Annotated in this window: 16 protein-coding genes and 1 pseudogene; 11 read left to right on the forward strand and 6 right to left on the reverse strand. The window is 63.4% G+C overall.

The window, feature by feature from the left end; all coding sequences use genetic code 11:
- Window positions 1-43 precede the first annotated feature (43 nt).
- From NDY25_RS15170 to fghA, 7 genes are all read left to right on the forward strand, one after another.
- The gene (locus NDY25_RS15170; RefSeq protein WP_168958222.1) at window positions 44-1,144 is read left to right on the forward strand and encodes a glycosyltransferase; all 1,101 of its coding nucleotides are present in this window, start codon (window positions 44-46) and stop codon (window positions 1,142-1,144) included.
- A gap of 211 nt (window positions 1,145-1,355) precedes the next feature.
- A complete protein-coding gene (locus NDY25_RS15175) occupies window positions 1,356-1,664 on the forward strand; it encodes a hypothetical protein (RefSeq protein WP_168958223.1) in 309 nt (102 codons plus the stop codon).
- Window positions 1,665-1,933: 269 nt separating this feature from the next.
- Window positions 1,934-5,530, forward strand: a complete 3,597-nt coding sequence (locus NDY25_RS15180) for a PAS domain-containing sensor histidine kinase (RefSeq protein ID WP_168958224.1) — start codon at window positions 1,934-1,936, stop codon at window positions 5,528-5,530.
- Window positions 5,531-5,810: 280 nt separating this feature from the next.
- Window positions 5,811-6,086 carry a metal/formaldehyde-sensitive transcriptional repressor gene (locus NDY25_RS15185; protein ID WP_023905100.1) on the forward strand — a complete coding sequence of 92 codons (276 nt, stop codon included), beginning with the start codon at window positions 5,811-5,813 and terminating at the stop codon, window positions 6,084-6,086.
- 63 nt (window positions 6,087-6,149) lie between these two features.
- Window positions 6,150-7,259, forward strand: a complete 1,110-nt coding sequence (locus NDY25_RS15190) for an S-(hydroxymethyl)glutathione dehydrogenase/class III alcohol dehydrogenase (protein WP_006451640.1) — start codon at window positions 6,150-6,152, stop codon at window positions 7,257-7,259.
- 68 nt (window positions 7,260-7,327) lie between these two features.
- Window positions 7,328-7,903, forward strand: a complete 576-nt coding sequence (gene gfa / locus NDY25_RS15195; protein WP_168958225.1) for an S-(hydroxymethyl)glutathione synthase — start codon at window positions 7,328-7,330, stop codon at window positions 7,901-7,903.
- Window positions 7,904-7,961: 58 nt separating this feature from the next.
- Window positions 7,962-8,792 (forward strand): S-formylglutathione hydrolase, encoded by an 831-nt coding sequence (gene fghA, locus NDY25_RS15200; RefSeq protein WP_168958226.1) that lies wholly within the window; start codon window positions 7,962-7,964, stop codon window positions 8,790-8,792.
- 442 nt (window positions 8,793-9,234) lie between these two features.
- On the opposite strand, the gene NDY25_RS15205 is transcribed toward fghA, so the two are convergent.
- Window positions 9,235-10,644 (reverse strand): aminotransferase-like domain-containing protein, encoded by a 1,410-nt coding sequence (locus NDY25_RS15205; protein ID WP_168958227.1) that lies wholly within the window; start codon window positions 10,642-10,644, stop codon window positions 9,235-9,237.
- Window positions 10,645-10,774: 130 nt separating this feature from the next.
- On the opposite strand from NDY25_RS15205, the gene NDY25_RS15210 reads away from it, so the two are divergent.
- The gene (locus tag NDY25_RS15210) at window positions 10,775-11,566 is read left to right on the forward strand and encodes a PhzF family phenazine biosynthesis protein (protein WP_256627549.1); all 792 of its coding nucleotides are present in this window, start codon (window positions 10,775-10,777) and stop codon (window positions 11,564-11,566) included.
- Window positions 11,563-12,489, forward strand: coding sequence for a DMT family transporter (locus tag NDY25_RS15215; protein ID WP_168958229.1), 927 nt, complete (start codon window positions 11,563-11,565; stop codon window positions 12,487-12,489). The genes NDY25_RS15210 and NDY25_RS15215 overlap by 4 nt, the downstream gene beginning before the upstream one ends.
- 41 nt (window positions 12,490-12,530) lie before the next feature.
- Here NDY25_RS15215 and NDY25_RS15220 read toward each other — a convergent pair whose 3' ends face one another.
- Both NDY25_RS15220 and NDY25_RS15225 read right to left on the reverse strand, forming a co-directional pair.
- Complete coding sequence (locus NDY25_RS15220; protein WP_023905094.1) at window positions 12,531-12,869, reverse strand: hypothetical protein; 339 nt, start codon at window positions 12,867-12,869, stop codon at window positions 12,531-12,533.
- A gap of 976 nt (window positions 12,870-13,845) precedes the next feature.
- Window positions 13,846-14,788, reverse strand: a pseudogene (locus tag NDY25_RS15225) (DegV family protein).
- A 486-nt stretch (window positions 14,789-15,274) separates the two neighbouring features.
- Here NDY25_RS15225 and NDY25_RS15230 point away from each other — a divergent pair.
- Together NDY25_RS15230 and NDY25_RS15235 are read left to right on the forward strand one after the other, a co-directional pair.
- The gene (locus NDY25_RS15230) at window positions 15,275-16,090 is read left to right on the forward strand and encodes a GH12 family glycosyl hydrolase domain-containing protein (RefSeq protein ID WP_168958231.1); all 816 of its coding nucleotides are present in this window, start codon (window positions 15,275-15,277) and stop codon (window positions 16,088-16,090) included.
- A gap of 238 nt (window positions 16,091-16,328) precedes the next feature.
- Window positions 16,329-17,126: a GH12 family glycosyl hydrolase domain-containing protein gene (locus NDY25_RS15235; RefSeq protein WP_425510758.1), complete on the forward strand. Its 798-nt coding sequence runs from the start codon at window positions 16,329-16,331 to the stop codon at window positions 17,124-17,126.
- A gap of 202 nt (window positions 17,127-17,328) precedes the next feature.
- Here NDY25_RS15235 and NDY25_RS15240 read toward each other — a convergent pair whose 3' ends face one another.
- The 3 genes from NDY25_RS15240 to NDY25_RS15250 form a co-directional block, all read right to left on the reverse strand.
- Window positions 17,329-18,936 (reverse strand): rhamnogalacturonan lyase B N-terminal domain-containing protein, encoded by a 1,608-nt coding sequence (locus NDY25_RS15240; protein ID WP_168958232.1) that lies wholly within the window; start codon window positions 18,934-18,936, stop codon window positions 17,329-17,331.
- A gap of 207 nt (window positions 18,937-19,143) precedes the next feature.
- A complete protein-coding gene (locus NDY25_RS15245; protein ID WP_180336548.1) occupies window positions 19,144-19,470 on the reverse strand; it encodes a hypothetical protein in 327 nt (108 codons plus the stop codon).
- 138 nt (window positions 19,471-19,608) lie between these two features.
- A complete protein-coding gene (locus NDY25_RS15250; protein WP_425510793.1) occupies window positions 19,609-20,025 on the reverse strand; it encodes a ribosomal maturation YjgA family protein in 417 nt (138 codons plus the stop codon).
- Window positions 20,026-20,068 lie beyond the last annotated feature (43 nt).

Genomic DNA, 20,068 nt, shown 5'->3' on the forward strand with positions numbered 1-20,068 from the left:
TAATGATTGAATTTGTCATCCATTGGCACACGTGTGACGCGACATGACAGAACCGGACATCGCCAAGGAAGCCATCACATCGACACTGTGCCGCTGCAATGGCGAGTGCGCGCATGACAAGGCGTTTCCGATGATGCGGGTGATCAGCCGCGACAACGGCGTGGGCCTGACCCGCGACATGGTGCTGATGGCGCAGACCCTGCGTGCTGGCGGTGTGCCGGTACAGGAAGTGGGATTCACCAGCCAGCGGGTGCACGACACCCTGCGCGAAACCCGTCTGTGGGCCAGCCGCGCACTGTTCGGGCGGGTGCCGGTGCAGATCTTTTCCGAACGCGTCTATGCGCGTTGCCTGCCGCTGGGCCAGGCCAACCTGCTGGTGCCCAATCCGGAGTGGATGCTGCCCAAGTGGCTGCCGCGGTTGCCGCGTTTCGACGCGGTGCTGTGCAAGACCCACCACGCCGAGCGGATCTTTCGCAATCTGGGCTGCACCACGCGTTTCATCGGATTCACCAGCCCGGATCGATACGACCCACAGGTGCTGCGTCAGCGTGCATTCTTCCATCTGGCCGGGCGCAGCACCGCCAAGGGCACCCGCGTGCTGCTGGAGACCTGGAAGCAGCATCCGGAGTGGCCGCTGCTGACCGTGGTGCAGAGCCCGCGCACCGCCGGCAAGCCGGTGGTTGCAGCGAACATCGATCACCGGGTCCGCTATCTCGACGATGCCGAACTGCGCCGTCTGCAGAACGCGCATCTGTTCCATATCTGCCCGTCAGAAGCCGAAGGCTTCGGTCATTACCTGATGGAAGCGCTGAGCGTGGGCGCGGTGACATTGGCGACCGACGGCGAGCCGATGAACGAATTGGTCAGGCCCGAGCACGGCGTGCTGATTCCGGTGGCGCAGGTGCGCCAGCGGCGTCTGGCCTCGTATTACTACGTCGATGCGGCGGGGATCGCGCACGCGGTGGAAACCGCATTGGCGTTGCCACAGGCGCAGCTGGGTCAGTTATCGGCCAATGCGCGTGCCTTCTATCAGGCCAACGATGCCGCGTTCGCTGCGCGCTTTCGCGCTGCGGTGATGGCATCGCTGCCTGAAAATGCCGTTGACGCCGCCGTCAGCGTGGCACCGGCCGTCGTCGAGAACTGACGCGTTAGCGCTTGCGCGTTTGTGCAGCAGGGATAGCGGCACGATCAGCGCATGTCGTCGCACGCCTGCGCTTGGCGGATGGCGACACGCGCGCGACACATGCGCGGCACACGCACATGCAAGGCTTTGCTGGACGAAAGCGCGGGCGTCGCCCGCCCCTGCCACGTGCATGCACGACGCACACGTGTGCATCCATCCAGGGAGATCGACGATGGTCCAAACACGCCCCAGCTTTGCCGTCACCGCTGCGCTGCTTGCCGCACTGAGCCTGGGCGGCTGCGCCAGCCTCTGCGGCGCTCCAGGTAGCGCGCCGCCGCTGCCACCGCCGCCGCCTGAGCGCGGCCATCATGGCCCACCGCCGCCGCACGATCCCGAATTCGATGCAGCGCTGCAGGCCTGCGCTACGGCGCAAGACATCGCGTTGCCGGTGCCGGATGCGCCGCCGCCTGGACCGCTACCGTCATCGTTGCTGCAATGCCTGGAGGCGGAGGGATTCAAGCCGCCGCCGCGTCACGGCTGAGACAGATGCGCGCAGGTACTGCAGGTAGCTTGCCGCTAGCGGACGTTGCCGTACAGCAGACTGCAGGTGTTTCGCCAGATAACGCTGCAAGCCAGTGACCACCAGCTTGCGGTCGCGTCGGCTGCGCATCCAAAGACGCAGGCTTGCGCGTGCACCAGCACGGCAGATGTCGAGCACGCTACTACAGCCTCTTCGCTCGCGATTACGCATTGTGTCGCTTCACCCTTGGCGAGAGATAGGATAATGCGCGCAGGGAGAAACCAGTCACGATGAAACGTGCGCCTGGCGAGCAGATCGACAACGTGGAACGTGTCGAAAGCGCTGCAAGCATGCAGGAAGAGCTGGCCGGCATGCGCAAACTGCACGCGCTACAGGTCAGCCTTGCAGCGCAGGTCGACATGCGTGTAGCGCTGCAGGACATCACCGCGCTTGCCTGCACCTTCGCGCGCACCGAGTGCGGTTGCGTGCAACTGGTCGACGAGCACAGCAACGACATGGAGCTGCGCGTCTATCGCGGCCATGACGAGCACAGCCCGTTCGTGCAGCAGTTCTTGAAGGACGGTTTTCAGGCGACCTGCGATACCGTGCGCCGCGAGCGCCGGCAGCTGGTGATCGAAGACATCGAAACGTTCACCCCACTCAAGGGCACGCCGGATTACGAGGCCGCGCTGTGCAGTGGGATCCGTGCTGCGCAGTTCACGCCCCTGTTCAATCGTGCCGGCGTGTTGCTCGGTTTGCTCAGTACGCAATTCACAATGCCGTATCGGCCGGCAGAGCATGAACTCAGGTTGCTCGAACTGCTTGCATGGACAGCCGCCGACTATGTCGAACGCAATCGTGCTCAGGCGGCATTGCGGACCAGCGAGTCGCGGCTGGCCGCGTTGTCGCTGGTAAGTTCCGAAGTGCATTACCGGATGAGCCCGGATTGGGGCGAGATGCGCACATTGACCGGTAAAGGCTTTGTGGCCGATACGGTCAATCCCAATCGCGCCTGGTTGATGGATTACATTCCCGATGACGATCGGGCAATGGTGCGGCAAAAGATCGATGCCGGCATCCATGCAAAGACACCGATCATTTTCGAGCATCGGGTACGACGTGCGGACGGCAGCCTGGCCTGGATCGCCACCAAGGGCGTGCCGGCACTGGATGCGGAGCGAAATATCACCGAATGGTTCGGCACCGCCGCCGACATCACCGCGCGCAAGCAGGCCGAACAACGCCTGCGCGATAGCGAGGCGCGGCTGGCGCTGGTGCTCGATCAGATTCCGATCGGCGTCGGTCTGTTCGATACGCAAGGCCGTTTCACCTACAAGAATCCGCAGCTGAGCGATCAGTTGACCGATCGCATTCCCTCGCGCGATAGCGTGCGCGCAGACGAGTGGCAGGGTATCGACCAGCAAGGCAACCCGGTGCCACCGCAGCAGTTTCCCGGTGCGCGCGCGTTGCGCGGCGAAGACACCACAGCGCCGATCGATTTCCGCCACCTCGATGGAACCGCCGAATGTTGGTTGCGTGTCACTGCGGTCGCATTGCGCGATGGCAGCAGGGTGACCGGTGGATTGACCGTGGTGCAGGACGTGACCGGACAGCGCCGGGTGCAGGCGGAACTGGGCATGCTAGCCGAGCGTAACCGCGACATTCTGGAAAGCATTTCCGATGCGTTCTATGGCGTCGATGCGCAGTGGCGCTTTACCTATATCAATCGCAAGGCCGAGGCGTTGTGGGCGCGCTCGCGTGCGCAATTGCTGGGCAAGGTGATCTGGGACGAGTTCGCCGCGTTGATCGGCTCTGCAACGCACACCGCGCATTTGCAGGCCGCACAAACGCGGCAGATGGTTCGCCTGGATGTCGCCTCGCCGGTGCTGGGGCATTGGGTCGACATCAGTCTGTATCCCACCAGCGATGGCGGCATGTCGGTGTATTTTCGCGATATCTCCGACAAGAAACGTGCGCAGGAGCAGCTGCGTGCCAGTGAAGAGCGCTTCCGCACCGCACTGACGATCGAAACCGTGGGCGCGACATATTTCGATATGGATGGCCGCCTGACCGATGCCAACGATGCGTTCTTGAAGATGAGCGGCTACAGCCGTGCAGATGTTGAAGCCGGTACGCTCAACTGGCAGAACCTGACCCCGGCGACCGCGCGCGAGTTGACCGCGCAGGCCTTTCAAGAGCTGAAGGCCAAGGGCAGCACCACGCCCTATGAGCGCGAATATCTGCGCAAGGACGGCTCGCATCGCTGGGCGTTGTTTGCCGCCAAGCGGCTACCGGATGGAACCGGTTTCGAATTCGTGCTCGACATCACCGACCGCAAGCTGGCCGAAGCGGCGTTGCGCGAGGTGCAGGATCGCAATGCCTTCTTGTTGAAGCTGTCCGATGCGCTGCGGCCGCTGAGCGACCCGGCCGCGATCCAGGGCAAAGCCGCGTGCGTGCTGGGCGAGCACTTGCATGCCGGCCGCGCGTACTACGTTGAAGTGGATCGCAAAACGCAGCAGTACGTGGTCGAACGCGATTGGCATCAACCCGGCGAAACCAGTCATGCGCGGCGCTTCGCACTGAGCGATTGGCCGATGCCCTGGCTGACCGACGCGCAGACATGGGTGGTGCGCGACACTGCCATCGATGCGGCATTGCCCGATGACCAGCGCGCGGCCTATCTGGGCAATGCCATCGGTGCGCTGATCGTGGCGCCGCTGATCAAGAGCGGCCAGCTGGTTGCCAGCTTCGTGGTCAATCAGCGCACTGCGCGCGATTGGACGGCCGCCGAGATCCGGCTGGTTGAAGAAACCGCAGAGCGCACCTGGGCGGCATTGGAGCGCGCACGCGCACAGGGCGCGCTGATCGAAAGCGAAGAGCGTTACCGAGTGATTCTCGAAAACGCGCTGGACTACGCGATCTTTACCACCGACACCAGCGGCTACATCCAGACATGGCCCCCTGGTGCCGAAGCGGTGTTCGGCTGGACCGCCGAAGAAGCGGTGGGGCAACACATCGCCATGACCTTCGTTGCAGAAGATCGCCTGGCCGGGATGCCGCAGCGCGAGATCGAACAGGCGCACCACACCGGCGTTGCCCCCAATGTCCGCTGGCATCAATGCAAGGACGGCCGCCGCGTCTTCATCGAAGGGGCGACCCGGCCGCTGCGCGATGGCGGTATCGAGCCGCTGGGGTATCTCAAGATCGGCCAGGACGTCACCCGGCGCCGGGAGTGGGAAGATCGCCAGCAGGTGTTGCTGGCCGAACTGCAGCACCGCACGCGCAACCTGATGGGCGTCGTGCGTGTGGTCTTCAATCGCACCCAGCGCAGCAGCAAGACCATCGCCGAGCTGGCGCTGATCTACAACGACCGGCTGGACGCGCTGGCGCGCGTGCAGGGATTGCTCTCGCGCTTGAACGACGGCGATCGCATCCTGTTCGATGAGTTGATCCATGTCGAACTCTCGGCGATGGGCGCGATCGATGCGCAAGGCCAGGGTGAGCAGGTGGTGCTGGATGGCCCCAGCGGCGTGCGTCTGCGCTCCAGCACCGTGCAGACGTTTGCGCTGGCGCTGCATGAGCTGGCGACCAATGCCAACAAGTACGGCGCGCTCGCCCAACCCGGCGGCCAGCTGCAGGTGCGTTGGCGCCTGCTGCGCACCAGTAACGGTACGCGGCTGCGGATCGAATGGAGCGAAACCGGCGTGACCATGCCAACACCCGGCGAAGCGCCACAAGGCTCCGGGTACGGCCGCGAGCTGATCGAGCGCGCGCTGCCGTATCAACTGCAGGCCGAAACCACCTATGTGCTGGGCCCGGATGGCGTGCGCTGCACCATCGAGTTGCCGGTGTCGGAAAGCATGCGCCTGGAGGGGGACGAGGGTTAGCGTTAGATGCTGCACGTGCACACATCAGCCGCCGTCATGCTGCACTGCGGTCACCTTGCTGATTGCGGTCGCGTATTTCCTGCGCAGGGCACAAATTTTTGATCTGTGCGTGCCTGTGCACATGCCGCGCCACAGTCCCTGCTGGCGGCATTCTCGCGCGCATCTGCGTTGATCGAACATCACGTTGCCAGCCGGCATCTTCGACACAACGCCCCCGACGCCCATGGCTTTTTTCGTCCGAATCCATATACTGCCCCCCAGTATTTGGATCGGGGCCGCTATGCCGCATTCGCCGCAAGAGAAAAAGCGGGCGCTAGCACGCGTGCGCCGCTTGCGTGGACAGTGCGATGCACTTGAGCGGGCGCTGCAGGCAGGCGCAGACTGCGCGCCTGTCTTGCAGCAGATCGCCGCGATCCGGGGGGCCGTGAATGGGCTGATGTCGCAGGTGCTTGAAGCGCATATCCGGGAAGATTTCGGGCACGCCGCAACGTCCGATGCGCAACGCGCCGAGCGGGTGCAGGAATTGCTTGGCCTGGTCCGGTCCTACCTCAAATGAACTCCCACCGGGTCGGCGCATGCCGCACCCGTCCTTGAATCTCATCGTCAGGAGCGTCATCCAATGAAATCCCGTGCAGCAGTTGCATTCGGACCCGGCAAGCCGCTGGAAATCGTCGAGATCGACGTCGCACCGCCGAAGGCCGGCGAAGTGCTGGTCCGCATCACCCACACCGGCGTCTGCCACACCGATGCGTTCACGCTGTCTGGCGACGACCCGGAAGGCATCTTCCCGTCGGTGCTGGGCCACGAAGGTGGCGGCATCGTCGAAGAGATCGGCGAGGGCGTCACCAGCGTCAAGGTCGGCGATCACGTGATCCCGCTGTACACCGCCGAATGCCGCAAGTGCAAATTCTGCCTGTCCGGCAAGACCAATCTGTGCCAGGCAGTGCGTGCCACGCAGGGCAAGGGCTTGATGCCCGACGGCACCACGCGCTTCTCGTACAACGGCGAGCCGATCTATCACTACATGGGCTGCAGCACCTTCAGCGAGTACACCGTGGTGCCGGAGATTTCGCTGGCCGTGGTCAACCCGGAAGCGCCGCTGGAAAAGGTCTGCCTGCTCGGTTGCGGCGTCACCACCGGTATTGGTGCCGTGCACAACACTGCCAAGGTCAAGCCGGGTGAGAGCGTGGCAGTGTTCGGCCTGGGCGGCATTGGTCTTGCGGTGATCCAGGGCGCGGTGCAGGCCAAGGCCGGGCGCATCCTGGCCATCGATACCAACCCGGGCAAGTTCGATCTGGCACGCAGCATGGGTGCCACCGATTGCATCAACCCCAAGGACTACGACAAGCCGATCCAGGAGGTCATCGTCGAGTTGACCGATGGCGGCGTCGACTTCAGTTTCGAGTGCATCGGCAACGTCAACGTGATGCGGTCGGCGCTGGAGTGTTGCCACAAGGGCTGGGGCGAGAGCGTCATCATCGGCGTGGCTGGCGCAGGCCAGGAAATCAGCACCCGTCCGTTCCAGTTGGTGACCGGCCGCGTGTGGCGCGGCTCGGCCTTCGGCGGCGTCAAGGGACGCACCCAATTGCCGGGCATGGTGGAGCAATCGATGAAGGGCGAGATCGATCTCGACCCGTTCATTACCCACACCATGCCGCTGGAAGAGATCAACGAAGCCTTCCATCTGATGCACGAAGGCAAGTCGATCCGCACCGTGATTCACTTCTGACCGTACGGCCAGGATCGGCGCGCGGCCGCTTCCGCGCACGTGGTACCCGATACTCCGGGAGGGGCATGATGACCAGCGTCTCGATTCATCCTTCGGTAGACAGTGGTGTTGCGCGTGGAGGTGCAGAAAGCTTTCAGGGGGGAACCCTTGAATGCCATTGCGCCAGCGACAAGGTGACCGTGGAAGTGGGTGCGCAGACAGCGCATAACCATGCCTGCGGCTGCAGTAAATGCTGGAAGCCGGAAGGTGCGACCTTTTCGGTGATTGCCGTGGTCTCGCGCGACAAGGTCAAGGTCACCGCGCATGCGGAGAAGCTCAAGATCGTCGACGAAAGCGCGGCGATCCAGCGCCACGCCTGTACCGGTTGCGGCGTGCATATGATTGGCCGCATCGAGAACAAGGACCATGCGTTTTATGGTCTGGACTTCATCCATACCGAGTTGTCGCAGCAGTCGGGCTGGTCGCCGCCGGGCTTTGCGGCGTTCGTGTCCTCCATCATCGAAACCGGCACGCCGCCGGATAACATGGACGGCGTACGCGCGCGCCTCAACGAGCTCGGCTTGACCCCGTACGACTGCCTGTCGCCGGGATTGATGGATGCATTGGCGGCCAATGTGGCACGCCATAAGGGCCTGCTGCACTGATCGCCCAACCCCGCGGCCGGCATCCATGCCGGCCGCAGGTTTTTATCGAAGGAATCTCATGGAACGTATCGAACACCGTGCCTGCTTCGGCGGTTGGCAAGATGTCTACCGGCACCAGTCGCAGAGCTTGAACTGCAGCATGCAGGTGGGCGTGTATCTGCCACCGCAGGCCGCCGATGGCCCGCTGCCGGTGCTGTACTGGCTCAGCGGCCTGACCTGCACCGAACAGAATTTCATCAGCAAGGCCGGCGCGCAGCGTTACGCGGCCGAGCATGGCGTCATTCTTGTCGCACCCGACACCAGCCCGCGTGGCGACGAGGTGGCCGACGCGGACGGCTACGACATCGGCAAGGGCGCCGGTTTCTACGTCGATGCCACCGAGCAGCCGTGGGCGGCGCACTATCGCATGTACGACTATGTGGTGAACGAATTGCCGGCGTTGATCGAAGCGACCTTCGCCACTACCGGTGCGCGTGCGATCAGCGGCCACTCGATGGGCGGGCACGGCGCCTTGACCATCGCGTTGAAGAACCCGGGCCGCTATCGCAGCGTGTCGGCGTTTTCGCCGATCGTGGCACCGAGCCAGGTGCCGTGGGGCGAGAAAGCATTCGGCCAGTATCTGGGACCGGATCGTGATACGTGGAAAGCCTATGACGCGACTGCGTTGATCGCACAAACGCAGGAGCGTTTGCCGCTATTGATCGATCAGGGCGACGCGGATGAATTTCTCGAAAACCAGTTGAAAACTGCGTTATTCGAGGAAGCCGCAAAGACCGCTGGTTATCCGGTTACGGTGCGGCTGCAGCCTGGTTACGACCATAGCTATTACTTCATCTCGAGTTTTATCGGCGAGCATATTGCGCATCATGCTGCGGCGTTGCGTTCGTGATTGCTTGATTGCTCGATTGTGGAAATAGCCGATCGTTTGTTGCGTTTGTTAAGTTTGTGGCGTGTGCGTGGCAGTAGACCTCGCGCAGTTGCGTGCGTTGCATTGCTTGCGTTGCCGTGTTGCCTGGACCGGTGGCATGAATAAAGCGCCGAGCTGATTTCCCTTCTCCCCTCGGGAGAAGGTGCCCCGAAGGGGCGGATGAGGGTACGGGCGAAGCCTCGTGCAGTTGGAACGACACCAGGGCTTCGCACCGTACCCTCACCCCAACCCCTCTCCCGTGGGGAGAGGGGCTCGCCATTGCGTATCTGAAAGTTCGCGTCAAGTAGATGCTGGCGATATCGTTGTTGTTGTTCAACAGCAACAGCAACAGCAACAGCAACAGCTGACGCCAAAGCAACAGCTGACGCCAACGCCAATTCGAAAGTTGATGCTAACAACGAAGCTACCGCGCCACCTGCGCCGCAAGCCTGCCCAATCGTCGCATCGCGCGTTCCAGCGTGTCGCTCCACGGCTGGCCGCAGGTCAGGCGTAGATGATCTGCGTAGTCGCCACGGCTGGAGTACAGATGGCCCGGCGAGGTGCCGATACCTTCGGCCAATGCGGCTTCGAACAATGCCTGGCCGCTGCCGCCATCGGGCAATTGCAGCCACAGCGAGAGTCCGCCGGCCGGGTCGCCCACCCGCGTGCCTTCCGGCCAATGCCGCACGATCGCATCGCGCAACCGCTGCCCGTTGTCGGCCAGGGTACGGCGCAGTTTGCGCAGATGCCGTTCCAGATCGTGTTGCGCGAGATAATCGGCCAATGCCAATTGCGGCAGGCTGGCGCTGCCGACGGTGGAAAAATATTTGGCGCGCACCAAAGCGTCGGTCCAGTCGCCGCCGACCAACCAGCCCACGCGCAGGCCGGGCGACAGTACCTTGGAGAACGAGCCGCAGGTGATCACGTTGGCATGCGTGTCGAAGTGGCGTAGCGGGCGTGGGCGCTGGCCCGACCAATCCAGCTCGCCGTAGATATCGTCTTCGATCACCACGGTGCCGTGGCGTGCGCAGCTGTCGAGCAGCGCGCGTTTGGCTTTGTCGGGCGTGAGGCTGCCGTTGGGATTGTTGAAGTTGGGCACCAGCACCGCCGCGCGTACCGGCGTGCGTTGCAGCAGTGCGTCCAGGCGCGCGACATCGATGCCGTGGCCGGCGCGGTTGGGGACTTCCAGCACCTTGAGTCGTAACGCAGCCACCGCCTGCAGGATGCCGTGGTAGGTGGGCGTTTCCACCAGCACCACATCGCCCGGTGCGGTGAGCGTGCGCAGTGCCAGGCTGATCGCTTCCATCGCACCGGCGGTGATCACCACTTCTTCTGCAGCTACGGTGGTTGCGCAATGTGCGTAGCGCTGTGCGATCTGCCGGCGCAGGACGGCGTGGCCTTGTGGCGGTGCGTAGTCCAGTGCGGCGGTGCGTTGGCGCCGCAACTGACGCGAGAGTGCTGCCGCCAGTTGCGCAGCCGGCAACAACGCTGGCGCGGGAGTGGCGGTGTGCAACGGCACCAGGTCTGTGCGCGCCAGGGTGTCGAGCACGCGCTGCAAGGCCGGGTTGTCGACCATGCCGGGTTTGCGCCGCCGCGTTGCCGGTGCTGCGACAGGCAAGGCAGAGGCGGTGGTGCGCACGAAGTAGCCGGAGCGCGGCCGCGCCTGCACGCGGCCTTCGCGTTCGAGTTGCAGGCAGGCCTGCACTGCCGTTGCCGTGCTGATGCCGTGATTGGCTGCCAACTGCCGGATCGAGGGCAGGCGCTCGCCGGCACGCAGGGTGCCGCCTTCGATCTGCTGCCGCAGCTGGGTGGCCAGCGATTCGTAGAGGAGCATGTGCGGGCGCCCTTTATCTGTATTGGTCAATTTGCAGCTTATCTGAATCTGTCATGGTCGTGTACTGCGCTGCAGACTGGCTGTGCCCGGTGAGTGCGCCAGGTGTGTGTTCTCTTCTGTGAGGTTGGCCGTGCTGCTTCCTGTGTTTATCGTCGATTCGTTCACTACGGTGCGTTTCAAGGGCAATCCTGCGGCTGTCGTGCCGTTGCAGGAATGGCTGCCGGAGTCGCTGATGCAGGCGATTGCCAGCGAACACAATTTGTCGGAGACCGCATTTTTCGTGCGCGACGAGAGCGGAGTATTCGACATCCGCTGGTTTTCTCCGATCAAGGAAGTCGGCTTCTGCGGGCATGCGACCTTGGCCAGCGCGTTGGTGATTGCCATGCATCAAGGCGCTGCATTCCCGTTGCGATTGCGCGCGCCTGCCGTCGGTGAGATCGAGGTCGCCAGGGTGGCCGAGCGTACCTTCGAGCTGCGCTTCCCCAACCAGATGCCGTCGCTGGTGCCGGTAATGCCGCAAGCCTTGTTGGAGGCGTTGTCGATCGCGCCACAGGCTGTCTATGCAAACGCGCAGGCCTACATCGCCGTCTACGCCGATGAAGGGCAGGTGCGTGAGGTGACGCCCGATCTGAGCCGGATGTTGGCGCTGGCGCCTCGCGATGTAGCGGTCACCGCGCCAGGGACTGGGCATGACTTTGTCTCGCGCTACTTCTGGCCGGCCAATGGCGGTAGCGAGGATCCGGTGACCGGGTCGATCCATGCCGCGTTGGCGCCGCTGTGGGCACAAACGCTTGGCAAGACGCAGCTGCGTGCGCTGCAGGCATCGGCACGCGGCGGTGAACTCGATTGCCGGGTCGAGCCGCAGCATGTGTACGTGCGCGGCAGCGCTGTGCAGTATCTGCAGGGAACGATTGCGCTATGAGCGTGTCCTTGTCTGCTCAAGCGACCTCGGCGGGCGCTGCGCGACGTGCAATCTGGCAATTGCTGGTGGCCGAAGTGTTGATCGGGTCGGTGGGCGTATTCGTGCACGAAAGCGGGCAGGATCCGGTGACTGCCGTGTTCTACCGCTGCCTGTTCGGTGCGCTGTTTCTGACAGTGTGCGGTTTGATCGGTGGGCAGCTGCGCGGACTATGGCGCGAGCGTGCGCTGTTGCGCGATGCGGTCATCAGCGGTGTGTTGCTGGTGCTGAACTGGGTGGCGTTGTTCGCCGGCATGGCGCGCTCGTCGATCGGTGTGGCGACGATGGTCTACCACGTGTTTCCGTTCGTGATGTTGATCCTTGCCGCATTGCTGCAGGGTGAGCGCACGCGGCGTGTCGATCTGGGCTGGACGTTGCTAGCCTTCGTCGGTGTGGCCTGTTCGGCCGATCCGGCGCGGCTCTGGCAGGCGGCCGATCGCGGTTATCTGATCGGGATCGCGCTCACCTTGCTGGCGGCATTGCTGTGCGGGGCGTCGTTGCTGATGTCGCGCCGCATCAGTCGCGAGCGGCCGCTGGCGGTGGTGACCGTGCAGTGCTGGGTCGGCACCTTATTGCTGGCAGGGTTTTCCAGTGGCGCCGCGCTGCATCCAGGCCTGCATTGGCTGTGGCTGGTGGGCTTGGGCGTGATCCACAGCGGTATCGTGTATGTGCTGTTCTATTCGTCCTATCGCCATCTGCACGTGGCCACGATTGCGGTACTGGCGTTCGTCTATCCGCTGGTCACGCTGTTGCTGGACTATCTGCTCTACGGCCACGCGCTGGTGCTGGTGCAATCGCTGGGCCTGGCATTGATCGTGATCGGGACGCTGGCGGTAAATCTGAAGTGGCGTTGGCCGCGGCGGGTGGCGGACAACGTGCTGACCTGAGTGAAGTTGCCGCCGCGCCTCACGCGCGGCGGCAGCGAGCTTCAACGCACGTCGCGCAGTTCCCAGTGATGTCCGGCCAGCGCCTGCATGCGCTGTTTGAGCAGGTCGCCGGGGATGCTGGTGGTGGCGACCAGATCGATCCGCAGGTCGCCCTGCTTGCCGGTGACCGTGGCCGAGGGATCGGTCACGCCGAGGCTGGGATCCACCGCGTCCGGGTCGGCCTGCAGCTGGCGCCAGCGATCGAACCAGGCCGGGTCGCGCAGGGCGGCCTGCAGCTGTTCGGCAAAGGCCTCGGCACCATGGGCGCTGAAGCTCACGCTCGCATCGCCGCCGCGGGCGAGCTTGGGGTCGGGCAGGCTGATCGAATAGCTGACGGGCATGTGCGAAGACTCTGGTGGATGACATTCGCACGTTAGTGCAGCGGCGGTGAGTATTCCGTCGACAGGTGTGCAGGCATGTAGCTCCCTGCGATCCACTTCGACTTGGAACCAAGCTTTTGACCTCAGCATTCGATTGCGTCTATACGACGCTATGACGCCAACTCTCGGTTGTTCTGGAGTGGTTGGATGGTGCGGATAGATCAAGTGTAAAGCGACTGATCTGTAGCTTGGCTGTGGGGCCCTTGCCCGCCCACCGTCGCGGGACACGCCGCAAGTACGTCCGTGTAGGCTCTTACGCGGCATCCATGCCGCGTAAGGTCCCGCGACGGTGGGCGGACAAGGACCAGTCAAGATGGTCGGTGTGCATGGCTTTCAACAAAGCAACCAGCGAACTCTCTGGTGCGGTGGGGGCACCGCGCACTCGACCAGCTAAGCTTTTGATCTAAAAGTCCGGCTGTATTTGAAAGATGCTACAACTCGAAATATGGTTTGCGTTGGAGTGGTTGGATGGTGCGGATAGATCAGGTGTAAAGCGACTGATCTGCTGCTTGATCGCAGGGCCCTTGCCCGCCCACCATCGCGGGACACGCCGCAAGTACGTCCGTGTAGGCTCTTACGCGGCATCCATGCCGCGTAAGGTCCCGCGACGGTGGGCGGACAAGGACCAGTCGAGATGGTCGGTGTGCAGGGTTTTCAGCAAAGCAACCTGTAAATTCACCGGTGCGGTGTCCTCGCCGATTGCGGGACCGTGTGGCGGCATGGATGCCGCCACCGAGCCTCCAGGGATGGATTCACGGCGTGTCCCGCGAGCGGCGAGGGCACCGCGCACTCGACCCACCGAGCTTTTGACCGCATCTAAACGTCGCGACGATTCAACATCATCTCTGTGGCTGTGAGCTGATTGCACGATGTAGACGAATCAGTGGCAAAGCGATAGCGCTGCCGCTTGGCTGCAAAGCCATCGACCGAGCCTGCTTCAGGCCGAAAACGTATGCGGCTCGGCCGCAAATGCCACTGCCAGTGCGCCCTTGCCTACGTTGACCATGCCGGTCAGGCTCATCACGCTTTCGAACAATTCCACACCGTGGGTCTGGCAGGCGGCCTGCAAGGCGGCGTAGCCGGGCAGGGCGTGCAACTCGGTCAGCTCGCCGCCGTAGCCTACGCATACGGTGGGTGTCATCAAGCCCTCGCGGAGCTTGCGCACGGTGAAGCCGAACAGCTTCTCTGCGGATGGCTCGAAGTCCTTCAACTTGGCCACCGGTTCGGTGACGCCGCGATACGCGCGCAGCACCGGCTTGATATCCAGCGCGCTGCCCAGTGCGGCTGATTAAGCCTACGCTGCGATCGCCCTTGGTGCGGGCACGCGCGCGCAGGTAATAGAGATCGCGCGGAATCATGTAGCCGTAAGTGTGTTCGGCCAGCTGCTCGAGCCGGGCGCGAATCGCCGCCACGCCCTGGCCCTGTTCGCGCAGGCGCACCGCCTCCACCGCGGTGATGCCCTGGCCGGCGAACAGGTTGAGCGTATCGATCACGCGCAGTGCGAACGGCGAGGTATGACCTGCCGCCTGGCGGATCGGCTTGTAGTCGTTGAGGATCGCGAAGCTGGCCTGCATGGCGTTATCGAAGATCTGGCTGCGCAGCTTGGAGATGGTCAGGCAGAACACGTGGTCGTAGTCGATGACCAGCCGCTGCAGGAACAGATCGCGGATCTGGTTGACCGAAAACGGTGTGGTCTCCGCCTCGTGACCGCGCTCGGCCACATGCGCGTGCAGGAAGCTCAGCGTGGCCTCTTCATCACGGTGATCGGCCAGCACTGCCTCGCCAATGCGTACGCTGATCGGCAGCACGATGACGTTGTTGCGTTGGATGAAGTCCTGCGGCAGATCGCAGGCACTGTCCACCACGATTCCGATGCGCATCGTCGCCCCCTTCGGCTGTTGCGTCGTCTGTAGTGCGAACGCTATCGCAAAACGGCCTTGGCGCGTAGGGCTATCGCCTGGCGCGTCGCTGTCCTGGTGCAAGGTGACGCGTTCATCGGCGTGATGCAGCGGCCAGTGACGACAGGCAGCAGCCACAGATGCATCGCGCAAGGCATGCACAAGCGATCGCTTGCGTGGCGCAATCGCTGCCTACGCGTGATGCGGCTCTGCACCATTCCTGGGTGTGGCGTTGTGTGCCTCCTGACTGATACATCCTGCTGGCAGCCGATAACGAACACAAACTGAGGGCCCGCGCACGCTTCGCGTGCCAGATAGCACCCGTTATGGTGCATGGCGAGCGATGGCTGCCGGAATTGCTATAGCTCCGCTCACAACGGCGCTGCTAGGGTCCGACGCCACCGCTGCAAGGCGGCTTTGGACAACGCCGTACTGGCGTTGCCGCGCGGAACCCACACGGAGAGTCAAATGCACAACAGCCAATCCAGCACCCTCACTTACACCGGTGCGCAGGCGCCGACCACGCGGCGGCGTGCATCGCGCTGGTGGAAAGCAGCATTGGCAATCGGTCTGGTGGCGCTCGCGCCGGCGGCACTGGCCGGGCCCTACAAGATCTTCGGCAACCACTATGCGTGGGTGAACAATTTCAACGATCCCAACAACATCATCCAGGGCACCTTTGGCACCGGCAGCACGCCGGAGTTGACCGTGACCTTCAACTTCGCCGACTACAACCTCTACGGCTATCCGGCGATCGTGCGCGGCTGGCATTACGACTGGAATCCGACCAGCGACACCTTGTTCCCGAAGCAGATTTCCTCGCTGAGCAAGATCCCGCTCAAGTTCACCTACAGCGCGGGCGGCACCAATCTGGCTGGCGATTTTGCCTACGACATCTTCTTCCGTTGGGATACCGCCAAGGGCAACCCGCAGCTGGAAGTGATGATCTGGGGCGACCATAACTCCTGGCCGATCGGCACGCTGACCGCGAGTAATGTGATCACTGCCGGTGGACGCACCTTCGACCTGTGGGAAGGCTTCAACTCCGGTGCCGGCTACTACGTCTACACCTTCATCCCGACCGGCACTGCCGGCCAGCCCACGCTCAAGACCAGCGGCAGCCTCAACGTGGATGCCAAGCCCTTCCTCACCTGGCTGCAGACCAACCGGTCCAAGGATGGGCGCTACAACAACAGCATGTATCTGCATGCGGTTGAAGCGGGTTTTGAAGTGGTGCGTGGCAATGGCTGGGCCAAGGTCAGCGCCACACTCGACGCACAGTAAGCTGCAATAACGTGGTCTTGTGCGCGACGCATGCATGCGTCGCGCATCGGATGGGGCCACGGTGATCGGTCTGCAGGGATGGCCACGTCCTCGCCCCGTCAGCGCGAGGGTGTCCGTTGCCAGTGGCGCAACTGTGTCGATGGCGCCGGATGCATAATGGTCGTTCGTTCACCGCTCGGCGCGTTGCGCTGCACGCTGGTGGACGAACGTTTATCCATCCATCATCGGAGTCCACCCCATGCAGTTGCACGACAGTTTCCGTTCGCTGACGTCTGCTGGTTCCAACCGGTTGCCGCGCGCTGTGGCGTTGGCCTTGGTGCTGGTCGCATCCAGCGCCAGCGCCGCTACCGGCGAGACCAAGGTCTATGGCACGCAATACGCCTACAACAATAATTTCAACGACAAGAACAACAACATCAAGGCGACATTCGGCTCGGGCAGCACGCCGAGCATGACCGTGACCTACAACCTGCCCAGCGGAACGTTGTATGGCTATCCGGCCATTTGCCGCGGTTGGCACTACACGATGAACCTGGCCACCGACAGCTACTTTCCGCATCAGGTGTCCAAGATCGGCAGCCTGAGCGGCGCAGTGGCGTTCACCACCAGCGGCAGTGGGCAGACCGGTGACTTTGCCTACGATCTGTTCTTCCGCAAGGATGCCAGCAAGGGCGACCCGCAGCTGGAAGTGATGATCTGGGGCGCCAACAATTCCTATCCGCTGGGTACGCTGACTACCGCCAATGCCATCACCTCCGGCGGCGTCACCTATGACCTGTGGGAAGGCAATAACTCCGCTGCAGGCTATTACGTGTACACCTTCATCCCGCACGGCACCGCAGGCAACAGCAATGCATTGCCGGCAAAGGGCAATCTCAATGCGGACGTCAAGGCGTTCTTGACCAAGCTGCAGGAGTTGCGTGGCGGCGATGGCCGTTACAGCAACGCGTTGTATCTGCAGGTGGTGGAGGGCGGCTTCGAAGTCACGGGCGGGATGGGTTCGGTGTCGCTGAGTGGGGCGATCACCGCCAAATAAGCGCGGCGATCAACAGACCGACGCGTAGCCAGCCGTTGGGCGCGGCATGCTCCCACGGACTCTGGCGCAGGGATCGCATGGGCCGATTGCAACCAGCGGCCAGGCGCATTCGATGCGCTGCTCAGAGGTCGTGTCTCGTCGTTCCTGAGCTGTGCCACCCACCGCACGTGTCTGTGCGCGGTGGGTGGCAGGGGCAGGTGCCTTACATCGCCACCAGCTGGATGCTGTCGAACACGAACGCCGGGCTGAGGAAGCCATCGTCCGGCGATCCGGAGGCGACGCCGATCTCGATGCGGTTGCTGCCGGCCTGCAGCGCCGAGGCCGGAATATCCACCTCGTACAACGTGTTGTTGCCGCGCGTGGTGCCACGGGTGATGCCGCGCGTCTTGGGTTGGTTGGGTGTGGCCGGTAGCGGTCCATTCCAGCGCGCATTGACGCTGATCTGCGGACGCGCGCTGACCTGGCTCAGTGGCACGAAGATACGCAGGCGATAGCCACGCACTTCATTGGCCGCCAGGGTGAAGTCGATGCGGTTCGGCGTGTTGATGCTGCGCCACTGCACCGCCGGAAAGCTGTTAACACTGCTGGAGCCAACGGTGTAGGTGACCGGTGCCCAGCTCATGCGTTTGTCGGAGGGATGCGCGCGCGGTAACAGGTCTGCATACCGGAAACCGGCGGGCGTGCCATCGGCAACGCCGATCTGCCACTTCGGCGTGCCCGCCAATGCCACTGCCTGTAGCGCGGCTTGCGCCGTCGCATTGGCAAACACTTCGACATCGCGTTGGGCCACTTCCAGTTCGTTCTGGTAGAGCGTCATGCGATAGCGTCCCGGGCGCACGCCGGCAAGCTGGTAGTCGCCGCTGCCATTGGCCGTGGCCCAGTACTGCGCCTGGTCGCTGCGCAGGCCGACCACGGCGGGCTGGCCGGACAACACGCCGCTGACGCGGCCGCTCACCGCGCCGCGCCCGGCATCGGCGAGATAACCGCTCAGGCCCAGGCTGGCGTCGACAAAGCTGGTGTCCAGTTGCGCGCTGGAGGGCGCACCGCCATCGGTGAACAGCAGCCCGTACACGCCATGGAAACCGCCGCGAAACGCCTCGGTCTGGGTGTGGTCGGAATACATGTAGTTGTAGAGTTCATGCGTCACGCGGGTTTTTTGCGTGGCGATGTCCTTGAAAAACGGCCCGCCCGAACTGCGCTCGCGATTGCCCATCAGCATGAACGCCGCAACCCCCGAACCGCTGACCCCATGCACCTTGTCGTCGATCATGCGGCGTGCCGAGTAGAACTTGGAACTGGTGCGTCCATCCGGCAGCAAGAACACATCCTCGCTCTCGACCGGCGTGCCCACGTTGGAATCGGGTTCCTGCTGTGCATTCGGCAGCTTGGCGACATTCAAGCGGGTGACGAAGCGCAGCTCTTCGCCGCCGACCTTCGACAGTGTCGGTGCATACGTTGCCATGTAGATCGCGTTGCGGCCCGTGCGTGCAATGTAGTACTGGGTCAGGTCGCCGGCCTTGGCCGAGACCACGATCGCCCCACCTACCGTGCGCGCCTCCACGCTGGCGCTACCCAGCCCCGAGGCCAGCTGCGTGCCCTTGGACTCGGTGGTCTGCAACTCGTTGTCGCGATAACGCATCGACACGATGTCGCCATTGCTGGCGTTGACCGAAAACACCAGTTGGGCGCCGGTGTCCACGATGAAGCGATCACCGCTGCGGGTGACGCCGAAGGCAGCCATGGCAGGTGCGCTGACGCTGCCGTAGAACAACAGTGCGCATGCCAGGATGCGCAGGGTAGGGCGGGGCATATCGATCTCCGAGTGGGGCGCGTTGTGATGCCGACGCGCGATGCTAGGCGAGCTGGACAGCGACAACGATGACCACGCGTGCAGAGCGTGCGCCCTGTTCGAAGTGGCGTGCCGAAACGCAGTGGAGGTCACGCTCTCTGTCTGCAACCTGGAGGCGCGAAGCGACCGATGGACGGTGCTGCCTGCATTTCACTGCGGTGACATGCGTCAGTGCAGCGCGTCGCGCGCCGACTGGATCGCCAGCACCCACTGTTCGCGTTTGCCGATCACGAAGCGATGTTCGCCGCCATCGTCCAGTTGAACCACCAGCGAGGTCGGCGCAACCGGCAGCAAGCCGAACAAGCGTGTCCAGCGCAGTTGCATCGCCTCGATCTGCGCCAGATGCACGGTCAACGATTGGGTCTGGATATTGAGGGCATGCGGCTGAAAGTGCAGCGCATCGGCAGTGAGGATCAAGCGCCCGCCCACCGCTGCCAGACCACGTTGCAGATTGGCGGGTGCCTGGCGCAGCACGACGCGATCGATCGAGCGCAATCCGCTGCCCTGGAACAGCGAGGTCACCGCGGTACCCCTGCCATGCAGATCGACGGCGTCTGCCGGTGCAAGGTCGCGACTGTTTCGATCAGGGCCGATGGTGAAACGCAAGACATACGCTAGACCCGGGGGAGTGCATCACTGCTGCGACTGTCGCCCGGAAGCTGCAGCGACACGGCATGACAGCACATCGCCAATGTACGCCACGCCACCGCCGACCAGATACATCGCCAGATCGTGCAGGGTTGCGGTGTTACCGAGCGCGATAGATGCGGCGCTGCCGGGACGCAGGCCGAGCCGGTCGGCCAGATGGATCGCCTGCAAGCCTTCGATCACGCATCCGGTCGCCACCGCCAGAACCGCCGCCCAACGCGGTGAGAGCGCAAGCACACCGCGCAATCCGCAGTAGACCAGGATCACTGCCAACACATCGCCCAGGCTGCCGCGCACCCACGGCCCACCGAGCCGACCGGCGCCGATCGCCACTTCGATCAGCAGCACGGCGAGTGCAAGCAGCAGGTACAGCATGCGTGCGCGTGGAGACATCGGCATCAGGGTGTGCCTGCCAGATGACAGCCGTGTGTGCTCTCGGCAAGGC

This window comes from Xanthomonas hortorum pv. pelargonii, from assembly GCF_024499015.1.
Taxonomy (GTDB): domain Bacteria; phylum Pseudomonadota; class Gammaproteobacteria; order Xanthomonadales; family Xanthomonadaceae; genus Xanthomonas; species Xanthomonas hortorum_B.